The following is an 18245-nucleotide window of genomic DNA, read 5'->3' as shown; positions in this document are numbered from 1 at the left end:
CCGTGCGACGACTGATGCTGCTGGCGGCGGTCACCGGGCTGCTGGCCGGCCCTGTTCTGACGGGCTCGCCGGCGTACGCCGCGGCCCCGCTGCTCAAGTCCAACCTGAACGGGAGGTGCGCCGACATCTTCATGTTCCACCAGGAGAACGGGGCCTCCACCGTGACGTGGGACTGCCACGGCGGCACCAACCAGCAGTGGTACTGGGACGGTGAGCAGATCCGTTCCAACATGAACGGAAAGTGCCTGGAGATCTATGGCCCCCACCTGGGTGACCAGGGCTCGGTGAGCATGTGGGACTGCAACGGCGGCCTCCACCAGAAGTGGTACCGGAACGGGAGCGAGATCCGTAACCGGGTGAACGGGAAGGGCCTCGACATCCTGGCCGGACGGCCGGACATCGGCCAGCTCCTCGTGAGCTGGAGCTGCAACGGCGCGCGGAGCCAGAGCTGGGACTTCTGAACACCTGCCCGGCCCGGCACATCACGTGCCGGGCCGGGCGGGCTCGCGCCGGGCGGGGCCGTGCCAGGCGGGGCGGGGCGGGGTCGGCGGCTGGGGAGAGTCGACCGTTCAGCGTCGGGGGTGCAGCCCGCCGGAACCAGCCGTCCGACTGTCTGCCGGGACCTGTCCGGCCACCAGGCGCTGCAGGTGCTCCCTGCCGCGCGTGAGCTGTTCGGGCAGGTCGGCGGCGTCCGGGTACCAGCGCTTCTCGTACTCCCAGCAGAGCCAGCCGTCCGTCGGTGCGGCGGCGACCGCTTCGGGGAGGGGGAGGACCCCGGTGCCGAGGCCCGTCGGGGTCAGCTCCTGTGCTGACCGCACGTCCTTCACCTGTACGTAGCCCAGGTGCGCGGCCAGCGCCTGCCGGGAGCGGGCCGGGTGTTCGCCGGCGAGCCAGGTGTGCAGGACGTCCCACACGGCGCCCACGGCCGGGTGGGCGACCCGGTCGAGCACTCGGGCGGCCGCGGCGGCGGTGCGATGGGAGTCGTGGGTCTCCAGCAGGATCCGCACGCCGTGCCGCTCGGCGAACGGCGCCGCGGCGCGCAGGCGGCGCACGGCGTGGGCGTCGGCGGCCTCCTCGGGCAGGTCGGCGCCCCCTGGGAAGACGCGGATGTACGGGGCCTCCAGATCGGCGGCGAGGTGGATCAGGGCGCGTAGTTCGGCGAGGACGGGCTCGTCCGTGCCGGGGGCGGCCACCCTGGCGTACCCCGCGACCGCGAGGGCGGTGACGCCTGCGGCGGTGAGGGTGCGCAGTCCGGCGGCGCGCTCTCCGGCCGTGCTGTGGGGGTGCAGCGGTTCCTCGGGGTGGGCGCGCAGTTCGAGGCCGTCGAACCCTTGGGAGGCCGCGAGGGCCGCGCTGCGGTCGAGCGGCGCGCCGGGCAGGCCGAGCGTGGAGAAGGCGTACTTCACGGACGGCTCCCCTCGGTCGACGGCGGCGCGGTGGAGGCGCGCACCATCAGCTCGGTGGGCAGCGTGGTGATTCCGCCCGGTGGCTGCGGCCGGCGGCCGGTGACCAGCTGGGCGGCGAGCACGCCCGCCTCGCGCAGGGGCACCCGGACGGTGGTGAGCGCGGGGGCGGTGTCCGCGCAGAAGGGCAGGTCGTCGAAACCGGCGACGGACACGTCCTCGGGGATCCTCATCCCCTCCTCGCGCAGGGCGGCGGCGACCCCGGTGGCGATGGTGTCGTTGGCGGCCGCGACGGCGGTAAAGGGGGCCCCGCGGCGGAGCAGTTCCCTGGTGGCGTCGTAGCCGGCGGAACGTTCGAAGGCGGCGTGCACGGTGAGGGCGGCGCAGGCCTCGGGGAGGTCGGGGTCGTGCCGCAGGAGGGCGGCGCGGTGTCCGGCGAACCGCTCGCGGGTGGTGCTCAGGCCCTGGGGGCCGGCGACATAGGCGATGCGACGGTGACCGAGTGCCAGCAGGTGTTCGGCGAGGCGGAAGGCGCCGCCGTGGTCGTCGAACATCACGGTGGTGACGGGCAGTCCGGCGGGGACGGGCAGCGGAGGCCGCCCGCACAGGACGACGGGGGCTCCGCCGGCGGCCATCCGCGCGATGCGGGCGGCCAGTGCGGCGGTGTGCTCGGGGTCCTCGACGGCGCCTCCGGTGAGGACGATCCCGCCGGCGCGCTGCCCCTCCAGCAGGGTGAGGTAGGCCAGTTCGGCCGCGGGGTCGCCTTCAGTGTTGCAGACGACGGCGAGTCGGCGGCCTCCGGTGTGGCCGGTGGGCGCCAGGGCTCCTTGCAGGGAGCCCGCGAGGATCCCGAAGAAGCTGTCGGCGACGTCGTGGACGAGGACGCCGACGAGGTCGGAGGTGGCGGCCGCGAGGGCGCGGGCGGGGCCGTTGGCGACGTAGCCGAGCTCCTCGACGGCGCGCTCGACCCGGGTCCGGGTGGAGCCGGCCACCGGGTATCCGCCGTTCAGTACGCGCGAGACCGTGGCGGGCGATACGCCCGCCTGCGCCGCGACCTCGGCCAGTGTCACCGCCATGCTGCACCCCTCCTTCAGGAACCGGGTCATCGTCTCATCCTGGGTCTGGATCTCCATACTGCCCGATTCAGCAAGCGCTTTCTATCACTCGAACGAGTGTTGCGCTGGCAATGAATGCCGCCCTAGCCTGATCGAAGAGAAAGCGCTTTCTGTCGATGGAGGGGGAGCCATGGAGCGCAGGACGATCAAGATCGCGATGAACGGCGTCACCGGGCGCATGGGGTACCGGCAGCATCTGGTCCGCTCTCTGCTCGCCCTGCGCGAGCAGGGCGGCCTCGACCTCGGCGACGGAACGGCGCTCTGGCCGGTGCCGGTTCTCGTGGGGCGCCGGGAACCCGCCCTGCGGGCCATCGCCGAGCGGCACGGCCTGGAGCACATCAGCACGGACCTCGCGGCCGTGCTGGCCGATCCGGAGGTGGAGATCTATTTCGACGCGCAGGTCACCGGGGCACGCGAGGCGGCGGTCCGCCAGGCCATAGGGGCGGGGGCGCACGTCTACTGCGAGAAGCCGACGGCCCTGACCTTCGAAGCCTCTCTCGACCTGGCCCGGTTGGCTGCGGCCGCCGGGATCAAACACGGCGTGGTCCAGGACAAGCTGTTCCTCCCGGGGCTGCTCAAGCTGAGGCGGCTGATCGAGAGCGGCTTCTTCGGCGAGATCCTGTCCGTGCGCGGGGAGTTCGGGTACTGGGTCTTCGAGGGCGACTGGCAGACCGCGCAGCGGCCGTCGTGGAACTACCGCACGCAGGACGGCGGGGGCATCGTCGCCGACATGTTCCCGCATTGGGAGTACCTGCTCCACGAGCTCTTCGGCCGGGTGCGCACGGTGCAGGCCCTCACCCGCACGCACATCGGCCGCCGCTGGGACGAGGCGGGCAAGCCGTACGAGGCCACGGCCGACGACGCCGCGTACGGGATCTTCGAACTGGACGGCGGCGCGGTCGCGCAGATCAACTCCTCCTGGACGGTCCGGGTAAACCGTGACGAACTGGTCGAGTTCCAGGTGGACGGCACCCACGGGTCGGCCGTCGCCGGGCTGCGCGGTTGCCGGATCCAGCACCGCGGGGCGACACCGAAGCCCGTGTGGAATCCCGATCTGCCGCAGACCGAGGACTTCCGCTCCCAGTGGCAGGAGGTACCGGACCACGATCCCGCCGACAACGGCTTCAAGGCCCAATGGGAGCTCTTCCTACGGCACGTCGCCCTCGACGAGACCTGGTGGTGGGACCTCCTGGCCGGAGCGCGCGGAGTACAGCTCGCCGAGCTGGGCCTGCGCTCCTCGGCCGAGGGCCGGCGGCTGCCGGTGCCGGAGGTGACGCTGTGAGCATCCGACTCCCCTCGGCCGACGGCGGGTTCCGCCTGCACCGGCCGAACACCGCTCCGTATCCCTCGCTCACCTGCGGCCCGGGCCGCAGCCGCGTCTTCTACGCGGCCGCCCACGTCGTCGCCGATCCGCTTGCCGCGTCGGCCGAAGCCGGGCCGGTGGTCGACTGGGAGGCCACTCTGGCCTTCCGACGCCGCCTGTGGGCACAAGGGCTCGGGGTGGCCGAGGCCATGGACACCGCGCAGCGCGGCATGGGCCTGGACTGGCCGACGGCGGCTGCGCTCATCCGCCGGTCGGCGGCCGAGGCCCGGGCGGTGGGCGGCCGGATCGTCTGCGGCGCGGGCACGGACCAGCTCGCGGCCGGCCGCGCGTACTCCCTCGCCGAGATCGCCGCGGCGTACGAGGAGCAGCTCGCGCACATCGAGGCGTGCGGGGCGGGGGCGGTCCTGATGGCCTCGCGGGCCCTGGCCGCGGCGGCGCGTGGCCCCGAGGACTATCTGGAGGTGTACGACGGCCTGCTCCGGCAGAGCTCACGGCCGGTGGTGCTGCACTGGCTGGGGACCGTGTTCGACCCGGCGCTGGCCGGCTACTGGGGCCATGCGGACCTCGACCCAGCCACGGACGTCCTCCTGAAGATCATCACTGATCGTCCGGAGAAGGTGGAGGGGATCAAGGTGTCGCTGCTGGACGCGGAACGGGAGATCGACATCCGGCGCCGGCTGCCGGCCGGAGTGCGCTGCTACACCGGCGATGACTACCACTATCCCGAACTGATCGCCGGGGACGGGAAGCTGGCCGGCGACGCGCTGCTGGGGATCTTCGACCCGATAGCCCCGGTCGCCGCCAGGGCAGCGCTCGCGCTCGACCGGGGCGACACCGACGGATTCCGGGAGTTGCTGGACCCGACGGTCCCCCTGTCGAGACACCTCTTCGCCCCGCCGACGCGTTTCTACAAGACGGGCGTGGTCCTGCTGGCCTGGCTGGCCGGGTACCAGGAGCACTTCACGATGGTGGGCGGGCTGCAGTCGGCCCGCTCCCTCCCCCATCTGGCGACGGCGTACGAGCTGGGCGACGGTCTGGGACTGTTCCCCGATCCCGAGCTCGCGGAGGACCGGATGCGCCGGCTGCTCGCCGTGTACGGGGTGTCGTCATGAGCGCGGCGCCGGCGCGGTTCAGCCTCAATCAGGAGACGGTCCGCCAGTGGTCGGTGCCCGAGCTGGTCGCCGGGTGCGTGGCGGCCGGAGTGGGAGCCGTCGGGCTGTGGCGCGGACCCGTCCGCGGGTTCGGGGTGCGGGAGACGGCGAAGTTGGTCGCCGGGGCCGGGCTGCGTGTCAGTTCGCTCTGCCGCGGGGGGTTCTTCACCGCGGCCGATCCGGCCGGCTTGGCGGCCGCGCTGGACGACAACCGCAGGGCGGTGGAGGAGGCCGCCGAACTGGGTGCCGACACGCTGGTCCTGGTCTCGGGCGGGCTGCCCGCGGGTGACCGGGATCTGGTGGGGGCACGCGGACGGATAGCCGGGATCCTGGGCGAGTTGGCGCCTTGGGCGGCCGGGCACGGGGTACGGCTGGGGATAGAGGCGCTGCATCCGATGTTCGCCTCGGACCGCTGTGTGGTCTCCACCCTCGGCCAAGCCCTGGACATCGCCGAGCAGTTCCCGGCGGAGCAGGTGGGGGTGGTGGCCGATTCGTACCACCTGTGGTGGGACGAGCGGTTGCCCGCCGACCTGCTCCGGGCCGGCGGGTCCGGGCGCCTCGTGTCCGTCCAGGTGGCCGACTGGGTGACCCCCCTGCCCGAGGGCGTGCTGTTGGGGCGCGGGCAGCTCGGCGACGGATCCATAGACCTGCGGGGCTTCCGGCAGCTGGCCGACGCGGCCGGCTACCGGGGCCCGGTGGAGGTGGAGATCTTCAGCCCGGAGCTGTGGGCCCGGGACGGTACCGAGGTGCTGCGGGAGGTGATCGAGCGCTACCGCGAGCACGTGGCCTGAGCGGTCGGCGGGTCAGCCCTCGTAGTCGTACTTCATGCCGATGCCCAGGGTGCTCCGGGTCGGGAGGATCCCGGCGCCGACGATGTCGAGGACCGGCGGGAAGAGGAGTTCCACGAGTCGGGCCGTCTCCTTCGGGGTCAGCGCCGACCAGGGACTCGAGGCGAGTTCGTCGGTGAGCTTCTCGACGGCGGTGCGCAGGACCAGTCCGGCGTCGGTGACCGTGCCGTCCGCGGCGAGCAGGTTCCGGGCGGCGAGCCGGTCCCGGGCGGCGCTCCACTCGTCGGCGGACCACTGGCGGCTCTCGAACCACTCGGCGGGGGCGGCGCCCGCGGCGGAGTGCAGGACCAGCGACTCGACCGCGTCGAGGTGGTGGGCCTGGAGGGCGGCGAGGTGGCCGTCCCCGCGGTGCTCGCGCAGGATCGTCGCCGCGTGCCAGAGCACGGCGTGCGGAGCGTCGGGCCAGGGCAGGGCGGCGTTGGCGGCGGCCAGCGGGCGGCCGGCGGTGGGGGCGGCTTCGGCGGCCCGCCGGGCGAGCACGGCCGCCTCGGCCAGGTCCGAGGAGGCGGTCCGCTCGCCGAGGAGGGCCCGCAGGGAGCGGTCCGCGGCGACGGCGCGGGCGGCGAGCACCCCGGCCGGCGGGGCGGTGTGCCAGGACTGTGCGACGTACCGCTCCACCATCCGCGGGCTGAAGCTGAAGAAGAGGGCGTTCACGAGTTCCGGTGCGGCCGGGCCGAGAGGGGCGGCCCGGAAGGCGAAGTACATCGGCCACCTGTCGTCGGTGGCGTAGCCGAGCGCGCCGGCCTCCTCGTAGGCCTCGGGGGCGAAGTAGACGATGGCGTGGACGGGTTCGAGCAGCTGCCACAGCTGCCGGACGGCGCCCGGTCCATGTGCGTCGCTGTACGTCATATCGCTTTCCCCCAGGGTCGGTTGGTGCCCTAAACGACAGGAGGTCAGCGTAGATCAGGAGGGGTTGTGGGAAGGGGACAGGGGCGGGTGAGGGGGTGGTGGGGGTGGGGGTCCAACGGTGACATACCGTGCCCACCATGGATCAGGAGCACATAGCCGGACCGGCCGGTGACGGCGAAGGCGCAGGCAGGCGGCGGTTCCTCGCGATCGCGACGGGGGCGGCCACGGCTGCCGGGCTCGGCGCCGTGGCCGGCTGTGGGGGCGGGGACGGCGGTGCCGACGGGCCGGGCGGTGCCGGGGCCGGCGGGTCGGTGGCGGGCGGGGAGCCGTCGGCGGGGCGTGCGCAGGGTTTCGACGTCAAGGCCGAGAACGCGAAGCAGGGCCACGCCGACTGGCCGGTCACCAAAGCGGGGCCGGCGCGGGCGATCGAGGGCTTCGCGGACAAGGTCAGCGTCCTGCCCGGCGAGTCCTTCGGTCTGCACGTGTCGACCACCGCGCCGCGGTTCACCGTCGCCGCCTACCGGATGGGCTGGTACGGCGGGGCCCGGGCCCGGCTGGTGTGGCGCTCCGAGGCCCTCCCGGGGGCGCGCCAGCCGGAGCACACGGTGGACCCGGGCACCCGGATGGTCCGCACGCGCTGGGCCCGTACCACCACGGTCGAGACCAGGGACTGGCCGGAGGGCTGCTACCTGCTGCGGCTCGACGCTCAGGGCGGCGAGGGGCAGCGCTTCGTCCCCATCACCGTCCGGTCCGCGGCGACGGCCGGGCGTACGGTCGTGGTCAACGCGGTGGCCACCTGGCAGGCGTACAACCGGTGGGGCGGCTACGGCAGCTACGACGGCCCCAGCGGCGGCTACGCCTCGCGCTCGCTCGCGGTGACCTTCGACCGGCCGTACGAGTACGACGACGGCGCGGGCCTGTTCCTGGTCTACGAGGCTCCGCTGATCGCGCTGGCCGAGCGGCTCGGCATACCCCTGGCCTACGCGACGACGACCGACGTGGCTCGGGAGAAGCGGCTGCTGGAGGGTGCGGCCGCGGTGCTCTCGCTCGGGCACGACGAGTACTGGTCCCCGGAGCAGCGCGCCCATTTCACGGCCGCCCGCGACGCCGGCACCAACATCGCGATCCTCGGAGCGAACTGCTGCTTCCGCCGGATCCGGCTGGAGGCCTCCGACCTGGGGCCGGACCGGACGCTGGTCTGCTACAAGTCCTCCTACGACCAGGACCCGGGGTTCAAGCGGGGCCATCCGGCGACGGTGGACTTCCGTTCGGCGCCCGGCGCGGACCCGGAGAGCTCGTTGCTCGGCGTGATCTACGACGGCTATCCGGTGGACGCCCCGTACGTGGTGACCCACCCGGATCACTGGCTGTTCGAGGGCACCGGCGCGCGGGCCGGCGACCGTTTCGAGCACCTCGTCGGGGTGGAATACGACAAGGTCGACACCGGTTTCCCGACGCCGCGGCCGATCGAGATACTGGCCCACTCACCCGTGGTGTGCGAGGGACGTCCCAGCCACCAGGACACGGCGTACTACACGGTGGCGAGCGGGGCGGGAGTGTTCGCGACCGGCACGATGCGGTGGGTCGAGGCCCTGGACGCGACGGGCGACGGCCGCGGAGGGAGGAACCACGGCCTGGACGCGCGGTCCGGGGCGCTGACCACCCGGGTGACGGAGAACCTCCTGCGGGTGTTCGCCGCGGGCCCGGCGGGCCGGTCGCACCCGGCGCAGGACAACGTCAAGGCGGTGTACGGGGGTTCGTGAGACCGGTGCGTTCCGGGACGCGGGCGCGGGGTGGACTTCGCGCGGGCGGGGTGCCTAGGATCGTGATCACGGCATCGCGTGTCGGTCACCGGCTGGGTGAGGCATGGAGGCGCCCGTGATGTGCCTTTCGGAGGCATTCACTCATGTCCGTGCAACTGAACCACACGATCATCCACTCCCGTGACAACCGGGAGTCCGCCGCGTTCCTGGCGAACGTCCTCGGCCTCCGGGTCGGGGAGGAGTGGGGACCTTTCGTCCCCGTCGAGACCGCCAACGGCGTCACCTTGGACTTCGCGACCGTCCCGGCCGAGTCCATCACCCCGCAGCACTACGCGTTCCTCCTCTCCGAGGAGGAGTTCGACGTGGCGTTCGAAAAGATCCGGACCGCGGGAGTCCCGTACTTCGCGGACCCGCACGGCAGGCACCCCGGGGAGATCAACCACAACGACGGGGGCCGCGGCGTCTACTTCACGGACCCCGCGGGGCACGGGATGGAGATCATCACGCGCCCGTACGGCTATCAGGAGCCGGGCAGCGCCGGTTGAGCCACCGGTCCACCTCGTGAACCGGTGGCGGTCAGGCGGTCCATGACCGCCACCGGCAGGGCCGGGTTCAGCGCCGCCGCCCCCGCCGTCTCCTCGTCGCCGAGCAGCCCGATCAGGACCGGCACGGGCAGCCGCGGATGCCGGGCGGCGGTCGCCCGGACGTCACCGTCGGGGTCGTCGAGCATCCGTACCGCCGAGTGCACCGACAGCCGCGGGTCGGACGCGGCGCGCACGCGGACCTCCGCGTCCGCATCCCGGCTGAACCGTTCCACCAGCCCGGGCGTCGAGTCGGGGTCGTCGAGGGCCAGTTGCCGCAGCCGCGGATGCGGGTCCTCGGCGTAGCGGAGCAGGTCGCGGCGCGGGAAGTTCGGGTGGCCGTAGGGCCGGTCGGGGGTGGAGAGGCTACCGTTCCACCACTGCCACACCTCCAGGAGCAGGTCCGCCGGAGCGTCGTTGCAGCGCTCGGCGAGGAAGAGGCGTACGACCCGGTCCTCGTCCCGGGCCAGCCGTTCCACCACGTCCGGCGGCAGCCGTCGGGCCGTCGCGACGCTGCTGCGCAGCAGTACGTGGCCGGAGGCCGCGAGGCGGCGCATGGCTTCCTCGTCCTCGTGCAGCGCGACCACCCACGGGAGCGGGTGCCGCATCCGCCTGGGGTCGACGGCCACGTCCACGGCGGCCCGCTGCTCCTCCGTCAGCTCGGGTCGCAGCGACACCGCGAGGCGTACGTCGTGCTGCGGGTCGGCGGCGAGGAGCTCGACGAGGTCGGGGTCCAGGTAGGGGTTTTTGGCGAGGTGCTTGCGCTGCTCCGGGTCCGCGTCGGCGCAGAGCTGTGCGGCGAGGTCCCGGTCCAGGCGGAGCCCGGCGATGTCATGGGTGGCGCTCACCGCCTCGAAGTCCTCCTCGGTGATCGGCTCCTCCTCGTGCCGGGCCACCACGGCCGCCAGCCGCACCCGCTCGACCGGGTCCGCGCTCAGCCCGGCCCGGGCCTCGGGATCGAGGTGCGGCCAGGCCGCGTGGCAGGCCGCCGAGCGGACGGCGGGAACCGGGTCGGCGGTCAGGGCCACCGCCAGGTCGGGGGGTACGGCGGGCAGTTCGAGGAGTGCTTCCCGGACCGCGCCGGACGGGTCGCGGGCGAGCATCTCGTACGCCTCGGCCGTGAGCCGGGCCCCGGCGGCCACCGCGACCGTGAGGAGGGCGTACCGCCGTCGCCCGACCTCTTCCGTCGACAGCAGTCGGGACCAGCGCTCGGCCGACATCCCCCACGGGACCCGGGTCTCCGCGAGCCGGGCTCGCACCGTCCACTGGGGGTGGTCCACGGCCGCATCCAGGACCGCTTCGGGCAGGTCACGGCGCCAGAGCAGGTGGGCCGGGGGCGTGTCCAGCAGCCGCACGAGGATGTGGTCGGGCACGGCACGGTTCCACGCCAGGGCCTCACGGGCCCGTTCCGCGGCGGCCGTCCCGTAGTCCAGCCCGGCCCACTCGTCCCCGGTCCCCCGCGTGCTCCCCATCCGGGGGAATGTAGTCGGTGATCCGGGCCCCCGGATCACCCAGGGCCTTGCACGACCTGCACCTGCCCGTCGTCGTCCACGGTGAGCGCCACTCGTTCGACCTGGTTTCCGACCGCGAGCGCGATCCACACGATGCCCCAGAGCAGGCAGGTGAACACCGTCAGGATGGCGTGGAGCACATGGTTCACCGGCTGCCCGCGGACGAGGACCGCCTGCGTCGGAGAGCGGGATTCCACCCGCCAGCCCGTCGCGACGTACTGGCTCACCGTCCAGTCGAGGATCGCCGTCCGCCGAGCCGCGTCGACGGGACGGCCGTCCTCGGGACGGAGCAGGTGGGCCGGTGGTCGCGGCGGCACGCCCCAGTACCGTCCTTCCTCACGCCCCGGTCGGTCCCGTCGCGCCCATCGCTCCCACATCCGGCTCGCCTCCCCGCACCATCGGTCCGGTGGCCTTCGTCTGTTCGGCCATGCATCCAGCCTGCGCGGCCGGAGGGGGTCCGGCACGCCGAGCGCGGTGGACCCCGGGAGGACTCGAACCGGCCGGAGGCGTGGCAGCAGGGCACTTCCGACGCGCCCGGACAAACCTCCGAGAACCCCACCCCCGTGGAGGCTCTCGCGCGTCACAGACCTGTCACGTCCGCTCCATGACTGCCGGCGCCCCGGCAGAGTGGCGCGATGCGCACACACCACACCGTCACCCTCCTCGCCGCCGCCGGCCTCCTCGCCCTCACCGGCTGCTCCGGCGCCGTCACCAGCGAGCCCAAGCCCGACGACAAGGTTTCCGCCCCGCCGGCCGCATCGCAGTCGAGCATCTCCCCCGACGCCCCCAGCTCCGCAGCCGCCGCCGGCACCCCGCCGAGCCCCGCCCCCGAGCAGCGCATGATCTACCTCGCGGCGCTCAACAAGATCGACCCCGAGATCGTCAACGGCGACGACGAGAAGGCCATCTCCCGGGGCCTGAGTCAGTGCCAGTCCATGAAGGACGAGAAGGACCCGACCAAGCGCGTCGAGTCCACGAACAGGCGTTTCATCGGCCCGAACCACCCGGACGGCTTCGGCCTCACCAAGGCGGCCTTCATCCTCGCCGCCGTACAGACCAATCTCTGCCCCACGTACTGACGGGGCCACCGGCCACCTCGGTGCGGGTGGCCGCGGGACGGCCGGGGTTCCGCGGCCGATCATGAAAGCACGAGAGCCCCGCCGGTCTCCCGGCGGGGCTCTGGCGCGCGTTCCCGTACCGGGGCCATCGGCTTCGGGTACTGGACAGCAGGGGCGGCAGGATTCGAACCTGCGGCCTTCGGTTTTGGAGACCGGCGCTCTGACCAGCTGAGCTACACCCCTTCGGTGGGATCAACCTTGGCACGGCCGGACCCGGACATCCACTGCATTTCGCGCTCAACCGGGTGCGAGTCGCTGGCCGCTGTGGGCGCCCGAGCTCCGCAGCCAGCCGATCAGTTCGGCGTTCTCGCTCGTCAGGGCGATGTCGAGCGGGGTGAGCCGGTCGTAGCCGATCCAGTCGATGTCCGCTCCGTGGGACAGCAGACGGCGTGCCGTGGACAACTGACCGCCGTGGCAGGCCTGCCAGAAGGCGCTGGTGACTTCCTCGGCGCAAGCGCCGGCCGTGAGGAACTCCTCGACCGTGTCGAGCGGCCGAGGGCGGCCGCGTCCTGCAGGTCGGGGCGGGCTCCGAGGGCGAGCAGCCGGCGCGCGGCCCGCCACTGGCCGAAGCCGCAGGCGTCCGTGAGCGGCGTACCGCCGCCGAGGACGGCGCCGGGGGCGTCGACATCGGCGCCGGCGGCGACGAGGGCGTCGACGGCGGCCACGTCGTCGTTGCTCGCCGCCCAGTGCAGCGGGGTCTCGGCGTGCGCCCCGACGAAGCGGGCGCCCGGGTCGGCTCCGGCCGCGACGAGCGTACGGATCACCGCGGCCGTGTCGGGGTAGTGGCCGGGCCAGTCGGTGGCGATGTGCAGCAGGCTGCGCCCGCCGGCCGCCGGCCCGCGCCCCACGATGCGCGTGGCGGCGAGCCCCGGGTGCGCGTCCAGGAGGTCCCGCAGGCGCGGCAGGTCGCCGCCCCGGATCGCGGCGGTGACGGCGACGGCGAGCGGGTCGCCGGATTCGAGGAGGGGCACGTGCCGCCCCTCCCCGGGGTCTTCCTGGGTCATCCCTGGACCTGTCCCGGCCCTCCGCAGGCCGTCCGCGAAACGCCCGCGGCCGCCGCCGTTCGCGGCAGCCCGCCGCAGGCCGTGGGCGTCCGCCGCCGTCCGTGGGCCGTTCCCGCGCGTGGCGCCCACCCTACGGGCCCGGGGTGGCGGGGCAGGCGGACGGCGCGGGTGGCGGGGGCCGCCGGCGCGGAGGATCGTGAGCAGGGTGAACCGTGCGACGGGGGGTCCGTCCGTGCCCCGGAGCCGGAGGACGGGCCGCCCGGGCAGCCCGCGCCCCCCGGGCCGTGCGACGCGGCGTCGCCGCCGCCTCCGCGGCGCCCTGGTGGCGCTCGCCCTCCTCGCCCCCGCCCTGCTGCTGGGCGCGGCGCCCGACGGCTCCGGCGAGACGATCTCCCTCGCCGGGAACGAGCCCGGCCAGCGCCTCGACGTCACGCTGACGCACGTGGTCGACCCGGCGAGCCCGGCGGCCGACCTCCCGGCCGAGGCCGACGCCGACGGGCCGGATCGGCTCCTCGCCGTCCGCTTCCGGCTGGAGAACACCGGTACCGCCGTCTACCGGGACTCCCCCGCACCGGCCGCGCACCTCCTCGACACCACCGGGCAGCGGTTCACCGGCCTCGACGTCCCCACGACGGCGGGCCCGAACTTCCCCGACACCGTCACGCTCGAACCCGGCGGCACGACGGAGGGCTTCGTCACCTTCCGGCTCCCCGAGGACGCCGGCGCGGCCGCGGTCCAGTTCGCCCTCAACACCGGTCTCGGCGACGACGTCGGCCAGTGGAGCCTCCCGTAGGCCCTGGGCCCCTGGGCCGCAGGTGAGTTTCGGCCACCCCCTTGACCGCTCTGGTCCAGACCAATAGTTTCCGGCATGCACCGCGCACGCGCTCACGCCCACTCCCCGCCTCCGCAAAGGAAGCCCATGCGCCGCAGCATGCTCGGCAGGCTGGCCGTCGCCGCCTGTTCCCTCTCCCTGCTCACCGCCTTCGCGCCCGCCGCCGGTGCGGACGTCAGCGGTGCGGCGAGCGGACCCGACCGCTCGTACAAGAAGGTCGGATACTTCACCCAATGGGGCGTCTACGGACGGGACTTCCAGGTCCAGGACCTGGAGGCGAACGGCTCCGCCGGCAAGCTCACCCACATCAACTACGCCTTCGGCAACGTCAGCCCGCAGGGCACCTGCTTCACCGGGAACGTGCCGGGCGAGGCCGACGCCTGGGCCGACTACGTCCGGCCGCTGGACGCCGCGAACTCCGTCGACGGGGTCGCCGACACCGCGGAGCAGCCGCTCGCCGGCAACTTCAACCAGCTGCGCGAGCTCAAGGCCAGGCACCCCGGCCTCAAGGTACTCATCTCGCTGGGCGGTTGGAGCTGGTCCACCCACTTCTCCGACGCCGCCCTCACCCCCGCCTCCCGCAAGGCCTTCGTGGCCTCGTGCATCGACCTCTACATCAAGGGCAACCTCCCGCAGGACGGCAGCCGCGGCGGTGCGGGGGCGGCCGCCGGCGTGTTCGACGGGATCGACCTCGACTGGGAGTGGCCCGGTTCCGCGGGCGACACCGACACGAAGTTCCGGCCGGAGGACAAGCGCAACTTCGCCGAGCTCGTCAAGGAGTTCCGCACCCAGCTCGACGCGTACGCGAAGAGCCAGCGCAGGAAGACGAAGTACGAGTTGACCGCCTTCGTCCCGACCGCCCCCGCCAAGATCGACGCGGGCTTCGACGTCCGCCGGATCATGCGCGACCTCGACTTCGTGACCCTGCAGGGCTACGACTTCCACGTCTCCGGCGAGCCGAGGACCGCCCAGCAGTCCGCGCTCTACGCCCGGGGGGACTTCAGCGTCGACGGCACGGTGGACGCCTGGCGCCTGCGCGGCGCTCCCGCGCACAAGCTGGTGATGGGCATGCCGTTCTACGGGCAGGGCTGGACCGGCGTCAGCGGCGGCGGGGACGGCATGGGACAGCCCGCCACGGGCCCGGCGCCGGCCACCTGGTCCGCCGGGTACGAGGACTACAAGGCGCTGAGGAAACTGGCCGACTCCGGCACCTACCAGGTCCACCGGGACCGGCGCGGGGGCCATGCCTGGCTGTTCGACGGCACCACGCTGTGGACGTACGACGACCCGCAGGTGCTGCGCGCCAAGACCGACTACGTACGCGAACACGGCCTGGGCGGCGCGATGTTCTGGTCGCTCGACGCGGACACCTCCGACGGCGAGCTGATGACGGCCGTGGACCGGGGGCTGCGCGGACACTGACCGGCACAGCCCCCGGCCGACGCCACCGACCGGCGCCGCCGGGCCGCGGAAACCCATCCGGCCCGGCGGCGCCCTCCACCCGTACGGCAGGGACCACCCCGACCTACAACTGCGACGTGGCCCTGCGCGGCGGGCGGCCTGTCAGGGGCGAGCCGTGCTCTCGCGGGCCGCGTCGCGCGTCCCCGTGGCGCGGTGGGCGGCGGCCAGGGTCGCCGTGTCCGTGAAGGTGGGGACGTGGCCGGTGCCGCCGCGGCCGGAGACCGAGAGGGAGGCCGCGGCCGCGCCGTACGCCACGGCGTCCGCGAGGGTGTCGCCGAGGACGAGCCGGGCGGTGGTGGTGCCGGTGAAGCAGTCGCCCGCGCCCGTCGCGTCCACCGGTGCGGGGTTCACGGGTACGGGGTGGTACGCCGCCCGCGTGCCGTCGTCGAGCAGCAGCCGGTCGGCTCCGGCGGTCACCGCGACCGTACGGGCGCCGAGAGCGCGCAGGCGGGCCGCGGCGGTGCGCGGGTCGGTGGTGTCGACGAGGGCCGTCGCGTCGGCCGGGCAGGAGGCCTTGAGCAGCCCGGTCAGCGGGGCGATCCGGGCGAGCAGCTCCCGGGCCTCGGCGCGGCCCGTCAGCCGGGGGCGGAAGTTGGGGTCGTACGTGAGGTGGCCGCCCGCCCCGTGCACGAGGTGGGCGGCGGCCAGTACGGCGCTGCGGCTGCTCGGCGACAGGGCGCCGGTGATGCCGCTGGTGACGAGGGCTCCGCAGCGGGTCAGCAGCTCGCGCCAGGAGTCGACGTGCGCGGGCCCGAGGGTGGAACCGGCGCTGCGGGTGCGCCAGTAGACGAACTGACGGTCGCCGTCGGTGTCGGCGGAGAGCAGGTAGGCGCCGTTGGGGTGCGGGGCGCGGCGCAGGTGGGCGACGTCCACGCCGAGTTCTGTGGCCCGGCGCAGTAGCGGGGTGCTGAGCTCGTCGTCGCCGACCACCCCGAGCAGGGCGGTGCGGGCCCCGGCCGCCGCTGCGGCGGCCGCCGCGTTGAGTGCGTCACCGGAGTAGGAGATGCGGGCCGGGGTGCCGTCGGCGGCCTCGCGCAGGGTGGTGCCCGCGTGGATCTCGACGAGGACCTCGCCGAGTACGAGCACGTCGTAGGCCGGGTCGGGTCGTCGGGGCACGGTCAGCGCTCCCCTGCCACGGCCGCGCCGGCACCCGTACCCGCACCCGTATGCCTGCTCACGGCGGCGAACACGGCGGCCAGTTCACCCGGGTCGTCCGGCAGGCCGTTGCCGATGCCGACGGCCGTCGCGCCCGCGGCCAGCCAGTCGGGGACCTCGGCGAGCCGGATGCCGCCGGTGGGGATGAGGACCGCCGCGGGCAGGACCGCCTTGAGGGAGCGGAGGAATGTCGGACCGCCCACGTGGGCCGGGAAGATCTTGGCGGCGCCCGCGGCGCGGACGGCGGCGGCGATCTCCCCCGGGGTGAACCCGCCCTCGATGAAGACGGCTTGGCGGCGCCGGGCGACCTCGCGGACCTCGGGGGCCGGGTACGGGGAAATCAGGAAGGCGGCGCCCGCGTCCAGCGCGGTCCCGGCCTGCGCGGCGGTGGTGACCGTGCCGACGCCGATGAGGGCGGGTCGGCCGTGCGCGTCATCGAGGAGGGCGGTGCAGGTGAGGGCCTCGGCCCAGCCGGGGGTGGAGGTGGTCAGTTCGACGGCGCGGCAGCCGGCGGCGAGCAGCGCGGTGGTGCGGCGGACGGCCTCGTGGGCGTCGGCGTCGCGCAGCACCGGCAGCAGCCGCTGGCCCGCCAGCACCTCGAAGGGGTGGCCGGCTGGGTCGTCGAGCGGCGCGTCGTACGGGTGGCTGGACACGGAACGACCTCCCGTTGTTCCACGTAGCGGAACACCGTATCGTGTAGCGGAACCATTTGGTCTAGACCCTATCCACCTCGAGAGGTCCCATGTCAACGGATGTGGACGAAGTCCCCGACGGCCCGCGCGCCGGGCGGACCTCGGCCGCCGGTTCCGCGCTGGAGAAGTCCCTGCGCGTCCTGGAGGCGGTCGCGGCCCCCGGCGGACCGCACCGGCTCACCGACGTGGCGGCCGCGGCCGCGGTGCCCAAGTCGAGCACCTTCCGGATCCTGGCCTCGCTCGTCGAACAGGGCTTCGCGCGCCAGGAGGCCGAGAGCCGGTACGGGGTGGGGCCGCGGCTGCGCGAACTGTCCGCCCTGGTCGGCGCCGGGGAACCGCCGAGCATCGGACGCGTCCTGGGCGAACTCCAGCGGACCACCGGCCAGACGGTCCATCTCGCCCTGCACAGTGGGGAGACCATCACCTACATCCGCAAGCTGGAGGGCGACCAGCCGTTCCGGACGGCCTCCCGGATCGGCATGCGCATGCCGCTGCACTCCACCGCGATCGGCAAGAGCATCCTGGCCCGCCTGCCCGCCGCGGAGGTGCGGGACCTGATCGCCTCCACCGGACTGCCGCGCCGGACGCCGCACACGCTCACCACCGGGCACGCCCTGGAAGCGGAGTTGGCGGCGGTCCGCGCCCGCGGCCACGCCCTGGACGACGAGGAGAACGAGCCCACCATCCGCTGCATCGGCGCCGCGATCCCCGGCCCGACGGGACGGCCGGTCGGCGGGGTCAGCGTCACCACGGTCACCTTCCTGGTCTCCCGCGAGGAGATCGAGACGTACGCTCCGGCCCTGCGCGCGGCCGCGGAGGCGCTGGCTCCACTGCTGTGACGGGCCCGGGGACCGGGCCCAGCGGGTGCGTGCGGCGGGGGGCTGCTCTAGCGTCGAAGGTGGAAGGGGAGGCTCTGCCGAGCCGGTCCGGTGCGGGGGCCCCGGCACAGGGGCCGCCACCGCAGGCCGCATGCCGTACGCCGCACACCGGCCGCATGCGCTCGGCGCAGTTCCCGCGCGGATCCCCCACACCAGGTCCGGGCCGCGCGACGATCCCGGAGAGCAGGTGCATTCCATGCGCACGTCGACCCGTATCGCAGGTGTCCTCACCGGCCTGACCCTCGCCCTCGGCGGCACGGCCCTCGTGGCCCCCGCCGCCCACGCGGACGTCTCGGCCTGCATCAATCAGGTCGAACGCGAACTGCGGGGCGGTGAAGCCTCGGCCGCCATCCGGACGGCGTGCTCCGACGCGCAGTCCGGCAACCACGAGAAGTGCGTGACCGGCCTGACCGCGAGCAGTGTCACCAACGGGACCGCGGTGAGCGCCTGCAAGGTGGCACGGAACTAGTGACCTGAGTCAGAGATTCACTGTTAGTCGGGCATGAGTCGTCCAGGCCCGAAGATTCCGCCGTTGTCGGTCACCGATGCCCAGCGGGCGG

At 73.8% G+C, this 18245-nt stretch carries 19 protein-coding genes and 1 tRNA gene; 11 read left to right on the top strand and 9 right to left on the bottom strand.

The features are described from left to right. The first annotated feature begins 2 nt into the window (after positions 1-2). Entirely contained in the window at positions 3-461 is a 459-nt protein-coding gene (locus ACFYP3_RS29835; protein ID WP_388839091.1) for an RICIN domain-containing protein, read from the top strand. 108 nt (positions 462-569) lie between these two features. Here the strand turns inward: ACFYP3_RS29835 and ACFYP3_RS29830 are convergent, their stop codons facing one another. Further along, positions 570-1406, bottom strand: a complete 837-nt coding sequence (locus ACFYP3_RS29830; RefSeq protein ID WP_388839088.1) for a sugar phosphate isomerase/epimerase family protein — start codon at positions 1404-1406, stop codon at positions 570-572. After that, a complete protein-coding gene (locus ACFYP3_RS29825) occupies positions 1403-2479 on the bottom strand; it encodes a LacI family DNA-binding transcriptional regulator (protein WP_388839085.1) in 1077 nt (358 codons plus the stop codon). The genes ACFYP3_RS29830 and ACFYP3_RS29825 overlap by 4 nt, the downstream gene beginning before the upstream one ends. Before the next feature lie 169 nt (positions 2480-2648). On the opposite strand from ACFYP3_RS29825, the gene ACFYP3_RS29820 reads away from it, so the two are divergent. Genes ACFYP3_RS29820 through ACFYP3_RS29810 form a run of 3 tightly spaced genes read left to right on the top strand, consistent with a single transcriptional unit; the run spans position 2649 to position 5784 of the window. After that, entirely contained in the window at positions 2649-3800 is a 1152-nt protein-coding gene (locus tag ACFYP3_RS29820; protein ID WP_388839082.1) for a Gfo/Idh/MocA family protein, read from the top strand. Continuing rightward, a complete protein-coding gene (locus ACFYP3_RS29815; RefSeq protein WP_388839080.1) occupies positions 3797-4954 on the top strand; it encodes a dihydrodipicolinate synthase family protein in 1158 nt (385 codons plus the stop codon). Before ACFYP3_RS29820 ends, ACFYP3_RS29815 begins: the two co-directional genes overlap by 4 nt. Next, positions 4951-5784 (top strand): sugar phosphate isomerase/epimerase family protein, encoded by an 834-nt coding sequence (locus ACFYP3_RS29810; RefSeq protein ID WP_388839077.1) that lies wholly within the window; start codon positions 4951-4953, stop codon positions 5782-5784. Before ACFYP3_RS29815 ends, ACFYP3_RS29810 begins: the two co-directional genes overlap by 4 nt. Positions 5785-5796: 12 nt before the next feature. Here ACFYP3_RS29810 and ACFYP3_RS29805 read toward each other — a convergent pair whose 3' ends face one another. Then, positions 5797-6690 carry a hypothetical protein gene (locus tag ACFYP3_RS29805; protein ID WP_388839074.1) on the bottom strand — a complete coding sequence of 298 codons (894 nt, stop codon included), beginning with the start codon at positions 6688-6690 and terminating at the stop codon, positions 5797-5799. A 137-nt stretch (positions 6691-6827) separates the two neighbouring features. On the opposite strand from ACFYP3_RS29805, the gene ACFYP3_RS29800 reads away from it, so the two are divergent. Both ACFYP3_RS29800 and ACFYP3_RS29795 read left to right on the top strand, forming a co-directional pair. Further along, positions 6828-8453 (top strand): N,N-dimethylformamidase beta subunit family domain-containing protein, encoded by a 1626-nt coding sequence (locus ACFYP3_RS29800; protein ID WP_388839071.1) that lies wholly within the window; start codon positions 6828-6830, stop codon positions 8451-8453. A 143-nt stretch (positions 8454-8596) separates the two neighbouring features. Further along, complete coding sequence (locus ACFYP3_RS29795) at positions 8597-8998, top strand: VOC family protein (RefSeq protein ID WP_388839068.1); 402 nt, start codon at positions 8597-8599, stop codon at positions 8996-8998. Here ACFYP3_RS29795 and ACFYP3_RS29790 read toward each other — a convergent pair. Both ACFYP3_RS29790 and ACFYP3_RS29785 read right to left on the bottom strand, forming a co-directional pair. Continuing rightward, positions 8974-10506 carry a PE-PGRS family protein gene (locus ACFYP3_RS29790; RefSeq protein WP_388839065.1) on the bottom strand — a complete coding sequence of 511 codons (1533 nt, stop codon included), beginning with the start codon at positions 10504-10506 and terminating at the stop codon, positions 8974-8976. The two genes, ACFYP3_RS29795 and ACFYP3_RS29790, sit on opposite strands and share 25 nt — an antisense overlap. 35 nt (positions 10507-10541) lie before the next feature. After that, positions 10542-10862 (bottom strand): hypothetical protein, encoded by a 321-nt coding sequence (locus ACFYP3_RS29785; RefSeq protein WP_388839062.1) that lies wholly within the window; start codon positions 10860-10862, stop codon positions 10542-10544. 318 nt (positions 10863-11180) lie between these two features. Here ACFYP3_RS29785 and ACFYP3_RS29780 point away from each other — a divergent pair, with 318 nt between their 5' ends. Continuing rightward, a complete protein-coding gene (locus ACFYP3_RS29780; RefSeq protein WP_388839059.1) occupies positions 11181-11624 on the top strand; it encodes a DUF732 domain-containing protein in 444 nt (147 codons plus the stop codon). Between the two features lie 148 nt (positions 11625-11772). Here ACFYP3_RS29780 and ACFYP3_RS29775 read toward each other — a convergent pair. Together ACFYP3_RS29775 and ACFYP3_RS29770 are read right to left on the bottom strand one after the other, a co-directional pair. Further along, positions 11773-11846: transfer RNA gene (locus ACFYP3_RS29775), tRNA-Trp, on the bottom strand. Positions 11847-11977: 131 nt separating this feature from the next. Beyond that, a complete protein-coding gene (locus ACFYP3_RS29770) occupies positions 11978-12667 on the bottom strand; it encodes an ankyrin repeat domain-containing protein (RefSeq protein WP_388839056.1) in 690 nt (229 codons plus the stop codon). 322 nt (positions 12668-12989) lie between these two features. Between ACFYP3_RS29770 and ACFYP3_RS29765 the strand changes: the two genes are divergently transcribed. Together ACFYP3_RS29765 and ACFYP3_RS29760 are read left to right on the top strand one after the other, a co-directional pair. After that, positions 12990-13460, top strand: coding sequence for a hypothetical protein (locus tag ACFYP3_RS29765; RefSeq protein ID WP_388839054.1), 471 nt, complete (start codon positions 12990-12992; stop codon positions 13458-13460). A gap of 126 nt (positions 13461-13586) precedes the next feature. Continuing rightward, entirely contained in the window at positions 13587-14921 is a 1335-nt protein-coding gene (locus tag ACFYP3_RS29760; RefSeq protein ID WP_388839051.1) for a glycoside hydrolase family 18 protein, read from the top strand. Between the two features lie 141 nt (positions 14922-15062). Here ACFYP3_RS29760 and ACFYP3_RS29755 read toward each other — a convergent pair whose 3' ends face one another. Beyond that, positions 15063-16076, bottom strand: a complete 1014-nt coding sequence (locus ACFYP3_RS29755; protein ID WP_388839049.1) for a PfkB family carbohydrate kinase — start codon at positions 16074-16076, stop codon at positions 15063-15065. Positions 16077-16078: 2 nt separating this feature from the next. Further along, the gene (locus tag ACFYP3_RS29750) at positions 16079-16768 is read right to left on the bottom strand and encodes a bifunctional 4-hydroxy-2-oxoglutarate aldolase/2-dehydro-3-deoxy-phosphogluconate aldolase (RefSeq protein ID WP_388839046.1); all 690 of its coding nucleotides are present in this window, start codon (positions 16766-16768) and stop codon (positions 16079-16081) included. Between the two features lie 89 nt (positions 16769-16857). Here ACFYP3_RS29750 and ACFYP3_RS29745 point away from each other — a divergent pair, with 89 nt between their 5' ends. After that, a complete protein-coding gene (locus ACFYP3_RS29745) occupies positions 16858-17646 on the top strand; it encodes an IclR family transcriptional regulator (protein ID WP_388839043.1) in 789 nt (262 codons plus the stop codon). A 235-nt stretch (positions 17647-17881) separates the two neighbouring features. Beyond that, positions 17882-18154: a hypothetical protein gene (locus ACFYP3_RS29740; RefSeq protein WP_388839040.1), complete on the top strand. Its 273-nt coding sequence runs from the start codon at positions 17882-17884 to the stop codon at positions 18152-18154. The last annotated feature ends 91 nt before the right edge of the window (positions 18155-18245 follow it).

The sequence above is a fragment of the Streptomyces sp. NPDC005533 genome (assembly GCF_042871845.1).
Taxonomy (GTDB): domain Bacteria; phylum Actinomycetota; class Actinomycetes; order Streptomycetales; family Streptomycetaceae; genus Streptomyces.
This window is presented reverse-complemented; position numbering and strand designations above follow the sequence as displayed.